The organism is Thermococcus sp. (genome assembly GCF_027066465.1).
Taxonomy (GTDB): Archaea; Methanobacteriota_B; Thermococci; order Thermococcales; family Thermococcaceae; genus Thermococcus.
The window spans coordinates 15108-30663 of sequence record NZ_JAMONU010000143.1 but is presented as its reverse complement, the minus strand read 5'-3'; the positions used below and the strand labels follow the sequence as shown (position 1 = coordinate 30663).

Genomic DNA, 15556 nt, shown 5'->3' with positions numbered 1-15556 from the left:
GAGAAGTTCCTAGAGCCCCTCGGCGTCGATATCCTGACGGACGAGGTTACTGACATCGACCCGAAGAGGAAGGTCGTTAAGACCAAGTCCGGAAAGGAGATAGCCTGGGAGAAGCTGGTCCTGGCGACGGGCTCGAAGCCTGCAAAGCCGGATTTTCCGGGCGTTGACCTCGATGGGGTATACACCGTTCCCAAGGACTACGAGTACCTCAAGAAGCTCCGGGAGAAAGTAGAGGAAGCCGAGAAAATCGTCATCGTCGGCGGTGGCTTCATAGCCCTTGAGGTTGGCGACGAGATACGGAAGCTCGGCAAGGACGTGACTTTAGTCGTCAGGAGCAGACTGCTACGGAGTTCCTTTGACCCGGAGTTCAGTGAGATGATTGAAGGAAAGCTGAAGGAAGCCGGAATAAACATTGCATACGGGCAGGTTGAGGGCTTCGCCGGGAACGGGAAGGTGGAGAAAGTCAAGCTCCTTGACGGGGGAGAAATCTCGGCCGATTTGGTAATCCTCTCCACAGGTTACCGACCCAACGTCGAGCTGGCAGTTAAGGCCGGCCTCAAGGTTACTCGCTACGGGGTCTGGACCGACGAGTACATGAGAACCTCTCATCCCGACATCTTCGCGGTCGGCGACTGCGTGGAGCACAGGGACTTCTTCACGGGCAAGCCCTACCAGCTCATGCTCGCCTCAACTGCCACCTTCGAGGCGAGGATTGCAGGGGCCAACCTTTTCAAGCTCCAGATTGTCAGGGAGAACAGGAGGACAATAGGTGCCTACTCAACCCACATAGCGGGCCTCACCCTTGCGGCGGCCGGTTTGACGGAGGAGCAGGCAAAGAGGGAGGGCTTTGAGGTCATCGTGGGCTACGGTAAGGGCCCGGACAGGCACCCTGCGAAGTTCTCCGATACTTCGATGATAACTGTAAAGCTCATCTTCTCCCGCGACAGGGGTGCGATACTCGGGGCCCAGATAGCTGGTGGCAAAAGCGTCGGCGAGATGATAAACATCCTTGCCTTGGCCATACAGAAGAGGCTCACTGCGAGCGAGCTCTACACCCTCCAGATAGCGACCCACCCGCTCTTGACGGCATCCCCGATAGGGTATCAGATACTTCAAGCGGCTGAGGATGCACTTGCAAAGCTGAGAACGTGAGTTCTTCTCGACTTCTCCTTTTTCTTCACGAAGGAACTAGCTTTCCAGAAGAAGCATTGGCAAAAGTTTCGATGGCGGGCCGGGCGGGATTCGAACCCGCGACCTTCGGCTCCGAAGGCCGACGCCCCATCCAGACTAGGCCACCGGCCCGCTGGGCCTCAGGAGTGGTGACCCTCCGCACCCCTCGGTGCCGGGCCAACCGCTCATCACGGGCCAGATGTCTTTTTATATACCACTGTTATATCGCTTTCGGTGGTAGCTTTGATGCTTCCGGACTGGAAAATCAGAAGGGAAATCCTAATAGAGCCTTTTTCAGAGGAGTCCCTTCAGCCGGCCGGCTACGACCTCAGGGTCGGAGATGAGGCTATTGTTGCAGGAAAGCTTGTAAACGTCAGGGAGAGCGGGGATGTAGTAATACCACCAAAGGCCTACGCCCTTGTTCTAACTCTGGAGAGGGTAAAGCTTCCCGACGACGTGATGGGGGATATGAAGCTCAGAAGCAGTCTGGCCCGAGAAGGTCTCATAGGCTCTTTTGCGTGGGTAGACCCCGGCTGGGACGGAAAACTGACGTTGGGTCTCTTTAATGCCTCAGAGAAGGAAGTAAAGCTGCACTACATGGAGAGGTTCGTCCAGATGGCCTTCGTTCGCCTCGAAGGACCCGCGAGGCGGCCCTACTTTGGGCAGTACCAGGGCAGTAAGGGGTTAGTGCTTTCGAAAAGGAAGCCTTAGGTTCCTTCTCCCTTACTCTCCCCAAGGGACTTCGTTCACTTTTTCGACAATTGTCTCAATCCCATCTCACGTTTTCTACCCGGCCGTTTTCTTAGAGGAGTATTACCATGTATATTTAGGTGCATTCTCGATTTAACGCCTTCTCAGGGTTTCTTTACCGAAAGTTTTATATATCTTCAAATTCCAAAAGAATACCGAAGAAAACTTCAAGGAGGTGTTGTGGATGGCCGAGCTTCCAATTGCCCCGGTTGACAGGCTTATAAGGAAGGCCGGCGCTGAGAGAGTCAGCGAGGAGGCCGCCAAGGTCCTCGCCGAGTACCTCGAGGAGTACGCCATCGAGATTGCCAAGAAGGCCAACGAGTTCGCCAGGCACGCCGGCAGGAAGACCGTCAAGGCCGAGGACATCAAGCTCGCTATAAAGGCCTGAAGGCCTTTGTTTTTCATTACTTTCCACCGTTAGCGTTTTAAATCTCTTTTCACGCTTTTAACCATGCCCGAAATAGCTGTCAGGATGACAAAACGCAATCACAACGCTTTCGTCCATCTCCTCGCCGCTCTGGAGAGTCAGGGATTCGATTTGGGTGAACTGCTCATAACGAAGGACTTCAACGAGATTCTCAAGGCAAAGCCGAAAGTCGTTCTCTACTCATTCTTCACGGAGGAAATCTGGGGCGACCTCCCGAAGGAAGTCCGGCTTTTAAAGGAGAGGGGAGCGCTTCTCGTTGCTGGTGGATACCATGCCATAGCGATGCCGAGGCATACCCTCAACGTTCTGGGATTTGACATAGCGGTCATCGGTGAAGGCGAGGAGGTAATCTACCGGCTTTTGACAACCCTAAAGAGGACTGGCTACAGGGTAACTCCAGAGCTTGCAGAGGTGAAGGGTCTCGCCTTCTACCTCAACGGCGAGTTTACCTTCACCGGCTTCGCAAAGGTTGAGGACTTCTGGCGCTTTCCACCGTATCCTGAAAGCGTCCGCCTGATTTCGCCGATGGAGATAAGCAGGGGCTGTCCCTTCCGTTGCTACTACTGTCAAACACCTTACATCAAGGGCTTCCGAATGAGGCACAGGCCCATAGACCAGATTGTGAAGTACTCGAGGAGAATGAAGGACATGCGCTATATAACACCCAACGCCTTCGCCTACGGGAGTCCGGGAGCGATACTCAGGCTTAACAAGCTCGAGGCCCTTCTCAAGGCTTTGCAACCCCTCAGGAAAGAGGGAAGGAGGCTATTCTACGGAACCTTTCCGAGCGAGGTCAGGCCGGAGTTCGTTCTTCCAGAAACCCTCGAGCTGCTGATAGACTACGCCGACAACAGAAGGTTGGCTATTGGAGCGCAGAGCGGGGACGACGCAATGCTGAAAGCGATGCACAGGCTTCACAGGGTTGAGCACGTCCAGCGGGCCGTTGAATACATGCTCGAGTACGGCTTTGAGCCTGTGGTTGACTTCATCGTTGGCCTGCCCGGGGAAAGCGAGGAGAGCCAGAGGAAGAGCATTGAGCTTATGAGGTGGATTATGAGAAAGGGCGGGAAGGTTCGGGCCCACTACTTCATGCCCCTGCCCGGAACGCCTTGGGCGCGGTGCAGGCCCTCTCCCCTGAGCGAGGAGATGAAAAAGTTCCTCGGCAGGATGGCGGCGAAGGGCAAAATTGAAGGCTCATGGGGCGTCCAGATAAAGCTTTCAAGAAGGCTCCAGAAGCTGATAGAGGAGTTCTATGAGGAGCCTATGAGCTATCACGGCAGGATTCGGTCGGTTTGCTGAGCAAAAAACTTTTAGGAAAACGCGTTAGAAACACTCTGGGTGGTTGCATGAGGAACGTGGGCCTAATCGTGGCCGTTATCATTTCGGCTCTGCTCTTCTACGCCGTCAGCGGGGATGTAGGAGCTTTTCTCAGTGTTCTCATAATCGGAGGTTGCGCATACGTAGTCTCGCTCAAGCCATCAATCGGGGGTCCCCTGCTGTACGCGCTCATCGGGTTCTTCGCTGGCTTTATACTGGCCATCGTCCTCGGCGTGACGGTCTTCAAGAACTCCACAGTCGGAAGCGATGCGTTGATTTCGTTGCTCGTAATCGGTCCGGTGGTAGCGGTTTTAATCGGCAGAAGGCACAACTACCGCCTCTGGGTCTCGCTAAGGCCATGACCCAAAAGCTTTTAACTTCAGGGAGTATTGAAGGGCGAGGGCGTTATGTACGCCGAAAACTATAAAAGATTCCTGGAGCTTATAGACGAACTGCGAGAGTTTGAAGGCGCCCTCATCGTTGAGGGCATGCGAGACGAGGTGGCTCTGAGGAATCTGGGGGTCAGAGCGGAGGTAATCAGGCTCTCACGTCTGCCCTTGGCGGAGGTCGCGCTCATTGCATCATCCTATGGCAACGTTAAGATACTCACGGACTTTGACAGGAAGGGGGAGGAGCTCGCAAAAAAGCTCCTCCGCTACCTGGCCGGCTACCCCTGCAGGGTGGACGTGGAAACCAGAAGGGAGCTCAAGAAGCTGGTCAAAAAAGACGCTAAAGGCATTGAGGACCTATACAGCCTCTACCTGAAGGTCATCTCCGTTTCTGACCCCCGGCTGGAGGGGATTCGATGAAGAGAAAAAAGGCTGTACTCCAGCAGGTTTTGGCTGAAAAACGAAAAAAGGCTAAAGAGGGTGGTATTATGTCAGGAAAGGACGAGTTCGGAACGACCAAATACGTCATCTACGCCGAGTTTGAGGCTAACGGCATCGTTGAAAGGCCCGACGTTGTGGGTGCTATTTTCGGACAGACCGAAGGCCTTCTCGGAGACGACCTCGACCTGAGGGAGCTCCAGAAGACCGGAAGGATTGGCAGGATTCGCGTCGAGGTTCACAACAAGGCCGGCAAGACCTACGGAACCATAACCGTCCCGTCGAGCCTCGACAGGGTTGAGACGGCTATCCTCGCCGCGGCGCTGGAAACCATCGACCGCGTTGGTCCAGCCGAGGCCAAGATAAGGGTTCTTCGCATAGAGGACGTCAGGGCAACCAAGAGGAAGTACATCATCGAGAGGGCCAAAGAGATACTCGAAACCCTCATGGAGCAGGAGATTCCCGAGACTCAGGAGCTCACCGAGGAAGTCAAAAAGGCAGTCAGAGCTAAGGAGCTCATCGAGTACGGACCAGAGAAGCTTCCCGCAGGACCTCACGTTCCGTTCTCCGACTCAATCATCGTCGTTGAGGGAAGGGCCGACGTCCTCAACCTGCTCAAGCACGGCATAAAGAACGCTATAGCGGTAGAGGGAACCTCAATTCCGGAAACCATAATCAAGCTCAGCAAGGAAAGAATAGTTACCGCCTTCACCGACGGCGACCGCGGTGGGGAGCTTATACTCAAGGAGCTCCTCCAGGTTGCGGACATAGACTACGTTGCCCGTGCCCCCGAGGGCAAGGAGGTCGAGGAACTCACCAAGAAGGAGATAGTAAAAGCTCTAAGAAGCAAGGTTCCGGCCGAGCAGGTTATCAACGAGATGTTCAACAAGGGCAAGAGCTTCTACGAGCTCGTGAAGGAAAGAGAAGAAAAGGCGGAACCCAAGAGACCCGAGCCCCGCGTTGTTCCCGCCGCTCCGGAGGAGAAAAGGGAAGAGGCGGCTAGGGAGGAAAAAATAATCAAACCCATCGAAAAGGCCCGCATTCCTGAGCTCGAAGAGTTCGGGGAGTTCATAGAGCGCGTTAAGAAAGACGGGATAGCACTCCTTCTCGATGAGAACAAGAACGTCATAGCAGAGATACCCGTCAGGGAGCTTACCAACCAGCTCAAGGAGAGGAAAGATGTTTACGCTGTCGTTTTCAACGGGGTTATAACACAGAGGCTAATCGACACCGTCAGCGAGACCAATGTTAAGTATCTCATCGGTGCCAGAAAGTACAATGTTGTCAGGCGCCCGGTTACGCTCAAGATAATAACTTTTGCGGAGTGACTACTCCACCGCAATTCTTCCCCTTTTTCTCTTCAGCTTCAGCTCCCTCCCCCTGGGTGTGTACACCAGGGGACTTTTCCGCACCAGTATCTTTTCTACGGCTCCGTTTCCGGACTGGATTTCCAGAACGTACTGGGAGTACAGGGAAAACCATGAGAGGAATCTCTGGGAGACCCTGTCCTTGTTTACAACGAGGATGTTCACCGGCCTCTTCCTGTTCTCTCGAAGCCTGCTGTTTTCCTTAAGGGCCATAAACCGCTGAAAAACCCTGATTGTGCTGTCCTCCCCGATTATGAAAGCGATTCCATCGAGGGTGAAATCGAGGCCAACCGGCCGTCTATTCCCAATCCGGGACTTAAGAACACTCCTGTAGAGCATCTCGTACTTTGGAACAAACGTCTCGGCGGAGAGATTGTCAAGGGAGTAAACGAAATCCTGCGGATACATTATGCCGAGAAGTGAGGAGAAGACATCTATAACCGTCAGTTTCCCTGCCCTTCCAAGGTTCTCAACGTCTAAGCCCACGGGCTTAAGCTCCATTTCAAGAGAAGAGAGGGGTAGGACGGAGTTCATCACGACCCCGAAATCACCCGCAGTAATGCGGTTTTTGAGAATCGCAAACCCAAGAACCCAGCCCCAGGAGTACGTTTCGTGGACAATCAAGGTTGTTGAGTCCGGGAGCAGTCCCCCGCCGAGAGCTCTGTCAAGCCTTTCAAACCCCGTGCTGAGCAACTCCATATACCTCATCCCTTCGGCTGATACCCCCGTATTCATGACCGTACCGGATAATGTATGCACGGCGAACTATTTATGCTTTCCTAATCTTTATAACCTCCCGCTCTCTTTTTAACCCGGTGGTGGAAGTGGTTGAGGAGCTAATCTGGAAGTACGCGCTCATCAACGCCTACACCCACAAGGGAAAAGCCAATCCCAAAGCCGTCATCGGAAAGGTCCTCGGTGAGAACCCCGAACTGAGACCGAAAGCCAAGGAGATAATCCCGCTAGTGAACGAGATAGTCGAGAAGGTAAACGCCCTCTCCCCTGAGGAGCAGGAGGCCAAGCTGAGGGAGATTTACCCCGAGTTCTTTGAGGAGAAGGCAGAAAAGAGGGAGGAAAAGAAGGGCCTCCCGCCACTCCCGAAGGCTGAGAAGGGAAAGGTCGTCACCCGCTTTGCGCCCAACCCCGACGGTGCCTTCCACCTCGGAAACGCGAGGGCAGCTATTCTGAGCCACGAGTACGCGAGGATGTACAACGGCAAGTTCATACTCCGCTTCGACGACACCGACCCAAAGGTAAAACGACCGGAGCCGATTTTCTACGAGTGGATTAAAGAGGATTTGGAGTGGCTCGGCTTCAAGATTGACGAAGTACACATAGCGAGCGACAGGCTTGAGGTATACTACGACTACGCTGAAAAGCTGATAAAGATGGGCAAGGCCTACGTCTGCACCTGTAAGCCGGAGGAGTTCCGCGAACTGAGAGACAAGGGCATCGCCTGCCCACACAGGGACGAGCCGGTTGAGGTTCAGCTCGAACGCTGGAGGAAGATGCTGAACGGAGAGTACAGGGAGGGCGAAGCGGTCGTCAGAATAAAGACCGACCTCAAGCATCCAAATCCCGCCGTCAGGGACTGGCCCGCTCTTAGGATAATAGACAATCCCAACCACCCGAGGACCGGCAACAAGTACCGCGTCTGGCCCCTCTACAACTTCGCATCTGCCATAGACGACCACGAGCTCGGCGTTACGCACATCTTCCGCGGGCAGGAGCACGCCGAGAACGAAACGAAACAGCGCTACATCTACGACTACTTCGGCTGGGAGTATCCGGTTACGGTGCACCACGGCAGGCTGAGCATCGAGGGTGTTATCCTCAGCAAGTCCAAGACGAGGAAGGGCATAGAGGAGGGCAAATACATCGGCTGGGACGACCCGAGGCTTGGAACTATCAGGGCTCTGAGGAGGCGCGGAATACGGCCCGAGGCAATAAGGGAGCTAATCATCGAGGTTGGCCTGAAGAGGAGCGACACAACGGTAAGCTGGGACAACCTCGCGGCGATAAACAGGCGCATAATCGAGCCGATAGCGAACCGCTACTTCTTCGTCGCGGACCCGGTTCCGATGTGGATTGAGGGCTACGACGAGGAGTTCGTTGCCGAGATTCCTCTCCACCCCGACCACCCCGAGAGGGGCGTTAGGAAGCTCAAATTCGTCCCCGGAAAGCCGGTTTACGTCTCCAAGGACGACATGGAGCTCTTCAAGCCCGGCAACTTCGTTCGCCTTAAGGACCTTTTCAACGTCGAAATCCTTGAGGTGAGTGAAGAGGGCATCAAGGCGAGGTTCCACAGCGTTGACTACGAGATAGCGAGAAAGAACAGGTGGAGGATGGTTCACTGGGTCACAGATGGAAAGCCCTGTGAGGTCTGGGTTCCCGAGGGCGAGGAGCTGATTATCAGGGAGGGACTCCTTGAGAGCGACGCCGACGTTAAGGTCGATGACGTAGTTCAGTTCGAGCGCTTCGGCTTCGTGAGAATAGACGAGGTAAAAGATGGAAAGGTTCGGGCGATTTTCGCCCACAAATGAAGGCCCTCACTCCGGGGCCTTCCTTACAAATAAACTGTTCCCGAAGAAGCCAAAGAGCACCAGTATAACAGCCAGCAGGGCCGAGAGCACGTAGAGGTCTCCTGCCTTGAAGTTGGAGTATATGGCGTAGAGACCTGAGGGAATCAGGAACGCCGCCGTCAGGGCGCTCGCAACTATCTTGGCCGTTGTTGGCCTGATTCCCGTGACCTTTGAAACCTCCTTTGAAACCACGGGATAGAGCTCGTAGAGGGCCGTGAAGAATATGGATATCGACACCGCCTTTAGAAGAGCCTCTGCGAGGGACGGCACTGAATCGGGAATTCCTATGGCGAGGGAAATCGCTATAAGGTACATCGCAGCCTTGTTTCTGTTTACTCCCATACTCGACTCGAGTATCTGAAGGCCGACTTCCGCCGTCGGAAGAATGCTCGTGACGCCGGCAAAGAATATCGACAGCACTATGAGGAGAAGCAGTCCCGGATAGTGGGCCAGAATCTTTGGAAGCTCGCCCATGAGCTGTATTGCCCCCTCCTCGCCGCCGTAAACGTACTTGAGAAGCTCAGCCGGTGTTGCCGGTGCGATTGCGTATATTATCGTGATTGTCGAGAGCACTCCTATTATGAACTGGATGAAAACTCCCGTTCCGATGATTAGCTTGTGGTTAAAGCGCTCGTTCATGAAGCTTCCGAGCATCAGGTAGAAGGCAAAGCCGAGGCCAACCCCGTAGAGCGCCCTCTCCGCGGCCAGCTTTATCATCGCAAGGCTGACGTGCTGCCTGCTCATGGCCATGTGCTTGGCCATTCCGAGGAAAGCCGCCGTTGGGGGTATCCTCGTCCAGAAGGCTATCGTCGTGATGACGACCGCTATGACCAGAATCATTGAACCGATAGCCATTATTGAGAACGTCTTTTCTTTAGCCCTGGTGAGTATAACGAAGACTATCGCCAGCATTATAATCTTTGCAATCAGCCTTCCCAAGGCTCCGGTTCCAACCACGGGCGCGAGCAGAATCAGCATTGTGTTTGCGGCGTAGTAAGAGAGGAATATCGCTATCAGCACGAGTATTACCGTTATCATCGCAGGCTTTCTGAGGATTTTCTTGTACAGCTCGACGAAGTAGTAGCCGGACTTCATGACCCTCTCCGCCTCGATTATCGCCACGTAAGTGAAGAGCGCTAGGAAGCCCAGATGGATTACTAGTCCGGTTATTCCATATTCAAGCCAGAACTGGGGGAACAGTCCTATCGTCCCTATGCCCGTTGCAAACCCCGCAACGAGGAAAGTCAAATACAGCGTCCACTTCTTCATTTCGTCCATTCCCAGCCCCCCGGAGGGTTGTCGCACTCTGGGTTGGGGACGGTGAGTTAAAAGTCTATCTTTCCGAAGTGCCCAAGAGGCCAAAGACATAGGTTCAAATGGAATCATGGGAAAGAGAAAATAAAACATCTCACACCAAAATTCGTGGTTAATCCAGCCCCCACCACTTCACAAGGCCCAGCAGGAACTTATGGGGAAGCTTCTCATGGTGCGGGTAAACGCGCAAAGCGTAGTGCCAGCACGGGTCACCGAGGTGCTTGAGCGCGTTCCCTTCGTATCTATAAAGCCATCTCGTCTCGTCGAGCCTCTCCGGATGCCTTAGCTCTATGATGTAGGGCTTCTCTATGTGGTACCCTTCTGCCCTGACACCGTAGTACAGCTCCACTTTAACGTCCTCGGGTTTAAGCCCATCTAAGTTTAGAACGACCTCAAGCCTCTCCCTGTCGTGAACCTCAACTGACTCAAAGCTGACGTTCGGCCACGATGCAACGGCCCTCTCCTTCCAAGCGGCTATTTCCTTCGCCCCCCTGTAGTTCTCCCTCGTGAGCCAGATGTGGTTGCTCATGGCCTTTGAGTAGAACCTGTCCATGTACTCCTTCACCATCCTGTGGGTGCTGAAGCGCGGGGCGATGCTCTTTATGCTCTCCTTCATCATGTAAACCCATCTCGCCCTGTTGCCGTAGTAGGTCGGAATTATCTCCCTCTCAAGGAGGTCGTAGAGGGAGTGTGCGTCCTTGATGTCGTCCTCCTCGGTCTCGGGTTCTGTGCTCTCCTCACCAACAACCCAGCCGTTCTTGCCGTTGTACCCTTCAACCCACCAGCCGTCGAAAACACTGGCGTTGAGGACGCCGTTGAGGCCGGCCTTCATGCCGCTCGTTCCGCTGGCTTCAAGCGGCCGTCTCGGCGTGTTCAGCCAGACGTCAACACCGGCAACCATAAGCCTCGCGCTTCCCATGTCGTAGTTCTCCATGACGAATATCTTGCCCCTGAACTCCGGCATCTGACTTACTTCGTAGATTCTCTTCAGGAACTCCTTCCCTCCCCAGTCGTTCGGGTGTGCCTTTCCGCCGAAGATTATGTAAACTGGCCTCGTCGGGTCGTTCAGGATACGCTTCAGTCTCTCGAGGTCGGTCAAGAGGAGAACCGCTCGCTTGTATGTTGCAAAACGCCTCGCGAACCCTATTATGAGCGCGTTCTCGTCTATAGCTGGAATCGGGTCGTCTATACCCAGACGCTCGTTCCTTTCCATCGCCTTCCTCCGGAGGAGCTCAATGAACTGTCTCTTCGCCTCGAGGTGCGCTTCCCACAGCTCTTCATCGGGAATCCTCTCGACGGCGTACCATATGCCCTCTATGTTCGTGTGCTCGCGCCACACCTTACCGATGTAGCGGTCGAAGAGCTTCCTCATTTCGTTGTGCACCCACGTCATCGTGTGGACGCCGTTCGTTATGGCCTCGATGGGTATCTCGTCGAGGGGAACCCCCGGCCACAGGTTCTGCCACATCTTCTTCGTTACCTCCGCGTGTAGCTTGCTGACGGCGTTGACGTAGCTCGAAGTCCTAATCGCAAGAAGGGTCATGTTGAGCTGGTCGCCCTCCCTGCCGAGGTTGAGGAGTTCGTCCCTGCCCTCAAGGAACCTGGCGAGCCTTTTTCTGACTTCCTCTATTGGAAACCTGTCGTGGCCGGCCGGGACGGGCGTGTGAGTCGTGAATATAGTTGTTCCCCTTACGACGCTCAGGGCCTCGGCAAAAGTAAGGCCTTCCTCCATGAGCCACGCAATCCTCTGGAGGTTCGCGAAGGCCGGATGCCCCTCGTTGAGGTGGACAACACCGGGCTCTATTCCCAAAGCCTTTAACAGCCTCATTCCGCCGATGCCGAGAAGAATTTCCTGCTTTATCCTCTTGTCCATCTCCGCGTTGTAGAGGTAGTCGCAAATCGTTCTGTCGTCTTTGCTGTTCTCGGGGACGTCCGTGTCGAGGAGGTAAATCCTGACCCTTCCAACCCGGACTTCAAAGGCCCTCGCGTAGACGATTCTGTCCTCTATCGGCACCTCTATGAGGAGCCTCCGGCCGCTTTTATCGAGGACGGGTTTTATCGGCATCTCCTCAGGCCTGTACTCGGGGAAAATCTCGATTTGGTTTCCCTTCTCGTCAATCTCCTGCCGGAAGTAGCCGTGCTTGTAGAGCAGGCCGACCGCTATGAAAGGCAAACCAAGGTCGCTCGCGGTCTTGACGTGGTCACCGGCAAGAATCCCGAGTCCGCCCGAATAAATCGGCAGGCTCTTGCTTATGCCGTACTCCATGCAGAGATACACAATCGGCTTGTCCCACTTGGGGTAGTTGGTCGAGAACCACGTTGAGCTCGGGCTCATGTAGTTTTCGAACTGCTCCATAACGAGCTCGTAGAGGTTCATGAAATCGTCATCACGGAGAAGCTCGCGGAACCTGCTCTCCGGAGTATCGAGGAGTAATTTGACGGGGTTCTTGAATTCAAGCCAGTGCTCCGGGTCTATCTTCTCCCAGAGCTTCGTTGCCCTTCTGTTCCAGCTCCACCAGTAGTTGTAGGCCAAATCCGCAAGACCCCTGAGGGGTCCCGGGAGCTTTTCCCTGATGAGTTCATAGGTGCACTCATCGACGCGAACCATAGAAACCACCGATGGTGATACTTCTTGCCCCGACCTTTAAAACCCTGCCGCTCGGCGTTCGACGAAAAGGGAAGAAAAGCGTCAGGAACCCTGGAAGGCGAAGGGGCTGATGTAGTCGCCGTACTTCTCCCTGGCTTCAAGAAGCCTCTTCTTTTCCTCTTCAAGAACCCGGAAGAGCTCTTCCGGAACTTCCCTGACCTTCTCGCGGTAGATTTTCTCGATGCGCTCAATCTTTGCGAGCAGTTCCGGAACCCTTATCGTGAACTGCTTCTCGTAGGCTTCCCTGCTGTAGTCCTTGTTGAGAACCTCCTTGAAGAGCCTTGCCAAGTCCTCGTACTTCGGGATGTAGCCTATCGGCGTCTCGATTGCATCAACGTCGCCGTGAACGCGAAGCTCCATCCACTTGAGCCAGACGGCTTTGTCGAGCTTGTGGTTGAGCCAGTTGCCGTTCTCGTCGCGGAGGAAGTAGTTGACGGCGAATATCTTCGGCGTTTTCCTCAGCTTCTCGCCGAACCTCAGGTAGTTCTCGATGTATTCGCCGAGCGGGACGCTCATGAAGTCGAGTATGGCCATCGGGTTGAAGGCCCTAACCCCTTCCTTTCCAAGCGTCGCCGCCGTCGTCTCGCTCTCAAGCGATGCGCCCATCGTTACCACTCCGTGCTTCCAGTCGAAGGCTTCCCTCACCGGGGGCCAGGTGTCCTTATCGCGACCGCCGAAAATCATTCCGCCGACTTCCACACCGCACGGGTTCTCAAGGGCTTCCAAATCCACGTTCGGGAAGTGCTCGAGCGAAACGGTGAAGCGCGCGTTCTTGTGGCTAGGCGGTATCTCGTTGCCCTCTTTGTCCTTCTTCCCCTTCCACCACCTTCCGCTGTGGTTCTCGCCTTCGTCCGGAATCTCGACGCCCATCTCGTTCCAGTAGGGCTTTCCGTCCTTGACGAGGACGTTCGAGAAGATTATCTCGACCGGCGAGTGGAGGACCTTCCAGATTATCGGGTCGTCCTCGGGGTTGACGCCCTGGATTATGCCGAAGACACCTTTCTCGACGTTGGCACCGCGCGCCACGCCGTTGACCGGGAGGATGAAGGTCAAATCGTCTCCAACGATGTTCTCCCAGGGAATCATGGCGGTTGATGTTTTCCCGCACATGCTCGGATAGGCACCGGTGAAGTAGGTCTTCCTGCCGTTCGGGCCGTTGACCCTCATTAGGAACATGTGCTCGCTGAGCCAGCCCTCTTTAACCGCCTTCTGAATGGTGAGCCTGAAGGCGAGCTTCTTCAAACCGATGGTGTTGCCACCATACTGAGTGTTCACCGAGTAAACGGTGTCATCCACGAGGTCGATGTAAATCCTCCTCTTGTCGAGGTTCTTGCTCGTCTTCCTCTCGTCGAGCTCTCCTGCCGAGTGGACGAACTTGAAGAACCTCGCACTCCTTCCCAGGCGCTTGAACTCCTCGTAGCCCTTCCTGTATAGTATGAAGTCCGAATGGGCCACGTACGCTGAGTCCGTGAGCTGAACGGCCGGAATTGTGAATATCGAGTTCTTAGGCCCGAGAACGAAGAAGCAGATGAACAGCTCTTTTCCGCGCATGACACCCTTCATCAGCTCTCTAATCTCCTTCAGGCCCTCGTCGCGGTCCTTGGTGTTGAGGAAGGGAATCTCCTTTCCGCCGGGAACGAGGAGCTTGGTGTTGGCCTTGTCCCTGGCCTGGTCGTAGTAGTTGTCGTAGTGAACCGTGTGGTTCGGCGTTTCGAGCATCTTCTCTTCTCCATAGTAGAGGGCCTTCCAGCGGACGTAATGCTCGTCCTCCGGACTGTCAGTGCAGACGAAAACCTTGCTTGGCTCGAGCCACTCAATCCACTCGGCCAAAAAAGCGTGAAGCTCTGGATTGTCTATCGCTTCAATCTTTTCGAACTGCTCCTTTGGAAGGAGCTCTCTGAGCCTTTCGAGCGCCTCCATTTTCACCGCCTCGCTTGATGTTGACCGATGGCTTAAAATAGTTGTTGCGCCAACATCAGACGTTGATGAACCCGTGAGTTCAGAACTGAACATCGTAAAATATTTTAGTCGGACGGAAAAATATGAAAGATGGTGCTGAAAATGAAGGCAGTGATTTTAGCCGGGGGCAGGGGAACCAGGCTTCTTCCCCTCACCGTTTACAGACCGAAGCCAATGATACCCTTCTTCAACAGGCCCCTGATGGAGTACGCCCTCCAGAATCTAATAAAGGCGGGAGTTGATGAAGTTTACGTTCTCGTTGGCTACCTGAAGGAAAGAATCATTGAATACTTCGGGGACGGGAGCAGGTGGGGCATCGAGATTCGTTACTCAAACGGGGACAACGTAAAACTCGGAACCGCCGGCGCAACCAAGAAGGTTGTCAAGCACATGGACGACACGTTCTTTGTTGTTTCAAGCGACGTTCTCACCAACCTCGATTTGAAGGCCCTCTACGAGTACCACAGAAAGAAAAAGGCCCTCGCCACGATAGCGCTGTCTGAGGTTGATGACCCCACGCAGTACGGCATAGCCATCATAGACGAAGACGGCAGGATTCAGCAGTTCAAGGAGAAGCCCAGACCGGAGGAGGTCTTCAGCAACCTCGTCAACGCAGGAATATACGTCTTCGAGCCTGATGCCTTCGACCTCGTTCCAAAGAACAAGAACTTCGACTTCTCGAAGGACCTCTTCCCGAGGATGCTCGAAAACGACCTTCCCCTCTACGGGTTCCCCTTTAAAGAGTACTGGAACGACGTTGGAAGGCCTTCAAGCTACCTGCAGGCAACTGAAGACGTGTTCCTTGGAAGGCTTATACTCCCCCACATAAAGACCGAGACCCTCAAGGGGAACCTCGAATACGGCGGTGCGCTGTTTACGGGCAGAAGGTGCATCCTCAGGAGGCCCGAGATAAGGGGGTTCGCTGTTCTTGGGGATGACGTTGAGATAGGCAGAAACGTTAAGATAGAGCGCTCGGTCATCTTTTCAGGGGTTACGATTGAGGAGGGGGCAGAGATTAAAGAGGCAATAATAGGGGAGAACGTGTACATAGGCAAAGGTGTCGTTATCCAACCCGGAAGTGTCATCGGGGACAACACCCTTATAGAGGACTTCAGCAAGATAGGCTCAAACGTTAAGATTTGGGTCGAGTCGAGGATTGGAAAGGAAAGTATAATCTTACCGGACTGAGGTGGTGG

Annotated in this window: 13 protein-coding genes and 1 tRNA gene; 9 read left to right on the top strand and 5 right to left on the bottom strand. The window is 54.3% G+C overall.

What is annotated here, in order from left to right; all coding sequences use genetic code 11:
- Positions 1-1152 (top strand): FAD-dependent oxidoreductase (locus MVK46_RS06730; RefSeq protein ID WP_297535857.1); only part of this gene is annotated, 1152 nt, incomplete at its 5' end.
- 72 nt (positions 1153-1224) lie between these two features.
- On the opposite strand, the gene MVK46_RS06725 is transcribed toward MVK46_RS06730, so the two are convergent.
- Positions 1225-1302, bottom strand: a tRNA-Arg gene (locus MVK46_RS06725).
- Positions 1303-1413: 111 nt separating this feature from the next.
- Here MVK46_RS06725 and dcd point away from each other — a divergent pair.
- From dcd to dnaG, 6 genes are all read left to right on the top strand, one after another.
- The gene (dcd, locus tag MVK46_RS06720) at positions 1414-1881 is read left to right on the top strand and encodes a dCTP deaminase (protein WP_297535856.1); all 468 of its coding nucleotides are present in this window, start codon (positions 1414-1416) and stop codon (positions 1879-1881) included.
- 223 nt (positions 1882-2104) lie between these two features.
- A complete protein-coding gene (hpkA, locus tag MVK46_RS06715) occupies positions 2105-2308 on the top strand; it encodes an archaeal histone HpkA (protein WP_297535855.1) in 204 nt (67 codons plus the stop codon).
- 63 nt (positions 2309-2371) lie between these two features.
- Positions 2372-3646, top strand: a complete 1275-nt coding sequence (locus MVK46_RS06710; protein ID WP_297535854.1) for a TIGR04013 family B12-binding domain/radical SAM domain-containing protein — start codon at positions 2372-2374, stop codon at positions 3644-3646.
- Between the two features lie 47 nt (positions 3647-3693).
- On the top strand, positions 3694-4026 hold the full coding sequence (locus MVK46_RS06705; RefSeq protein WP_297535853.1) for a hypothetical protein: 333 nt from the start codon (positions 3694-3696) through the stop codon (positions 4024-4026).
- 45 nt (positions 4027-4071) lie between these two features.
- On the top strand, positions 4072-4473 hold the full coding sequence (locus MVK46_RS06700) for a toprim domain-containing protein (RefSeq protein WP_297535860.1): 402 nt from the start codon (positions 4072-4074) through the stop codon (positions 4471-4473).
- Positions 4470-5819 (top strand): DNA primase DnaG, encoded by a 1350-nt coding sequence (gene dnaG, locus MVK46_RS06695; protein ID WP_297535852.1) that lies wholly within the window; start codon positions 4470-4472, stop codon positions 5817-5819. The genes MVK46_RS06700 and dnaG overlap by 4 nt, the downstream gene beginning before the upstream one ends.
- Here dnaG and MVK46_RS06690 read toward each other — a convergent pair whose 3' ends face one another.
- Entirely contained in the window at positions 5820-6566 is a 747-nt protein-coding gene (locus MVK46_RS06690; RefSeq protein ID WP_297535851.1) for a hypothetical protein, read from the bottom strand.
- A gap of 116 nt (positions 6567-6682) precedes the next feature.
- Between MVK46_RS06690 and MVK46_RS06685 the strand changes: the two genes are divergently transcribed.
- The gene (locus MVK46_RS06685) at positions 6683-8401 is read left to right on the top strand and encodes a glutamate--tRNA ligase (RefSeq protein ID WP_297535859.1); all 1719 of its coding nucleotides are present in this window, start codon (positions 6683-6685) and stop codon (positions 8399-8401) included.
- 6 nt (positions 8402-8407) lie between these two features.
- Here MVK46_RS06685 and MVK46_RS06680 read toward each other — a convergent pair whose 3' ends face one another.
- The 3 genes from MVK46_RS06680 to MVK46_RS06670 form a co-directional block, all read right to left on the bottom strand.
- Positions 8408-9718: a sodium-dependent transporter gene (locus MVK46_RS06680; RefSeq protein ID WP_297535850.1), complete on the bottom strand. Its 1311-nt coding sequence runs from the start codon at positions 9716-9718 to the stop codon at positions 8408-8410.
- Between the two features lie 148 nt (positions 9719-9866).
- Complete coding sequence (malP, locus tag MVK46_RS06675) at positions 9867-12362, bottom strand: maltodextrin phosphorylase (RefSeq protein ID WP_297535849.1); 2496 nt, start codon at positions 12360-12362, stop codon at positions 9867-9869.
- A gap of 81 nt (positions 12363-12443) precedes the next feature.
- Positions 12444-14321: a phosphoenolpyruvate carboxykinase (GTP) gene (locus MVK46_RS06670; protein WP_297535848.1), complete on the bottom strand. Its 1878-nt coding sequence runs from the start codon at positions 14319-14321 to the stop codon at positions 12444-12446.
- A gap of 141 nt (positions 14322-14462) precedes the next feature.
- Here MVK46_RS06670 and MVK46_RS06665 point away from each other — a divergent pair, with 141 nt between their 5' ends.
- The gene (locus MVK46_RS06665) at positions 14463-15548 is read left to right on the top strand and encodes an NDP-sugar synthase (protein ID WP_297535847.1); all 1086 of its coding nucleotides are present in this window, start codon (positions 14463-14465) and stop codon (positions 15546-15548) included.
- Positions 15549-15556: the final 8 nt, after the last annotated feature.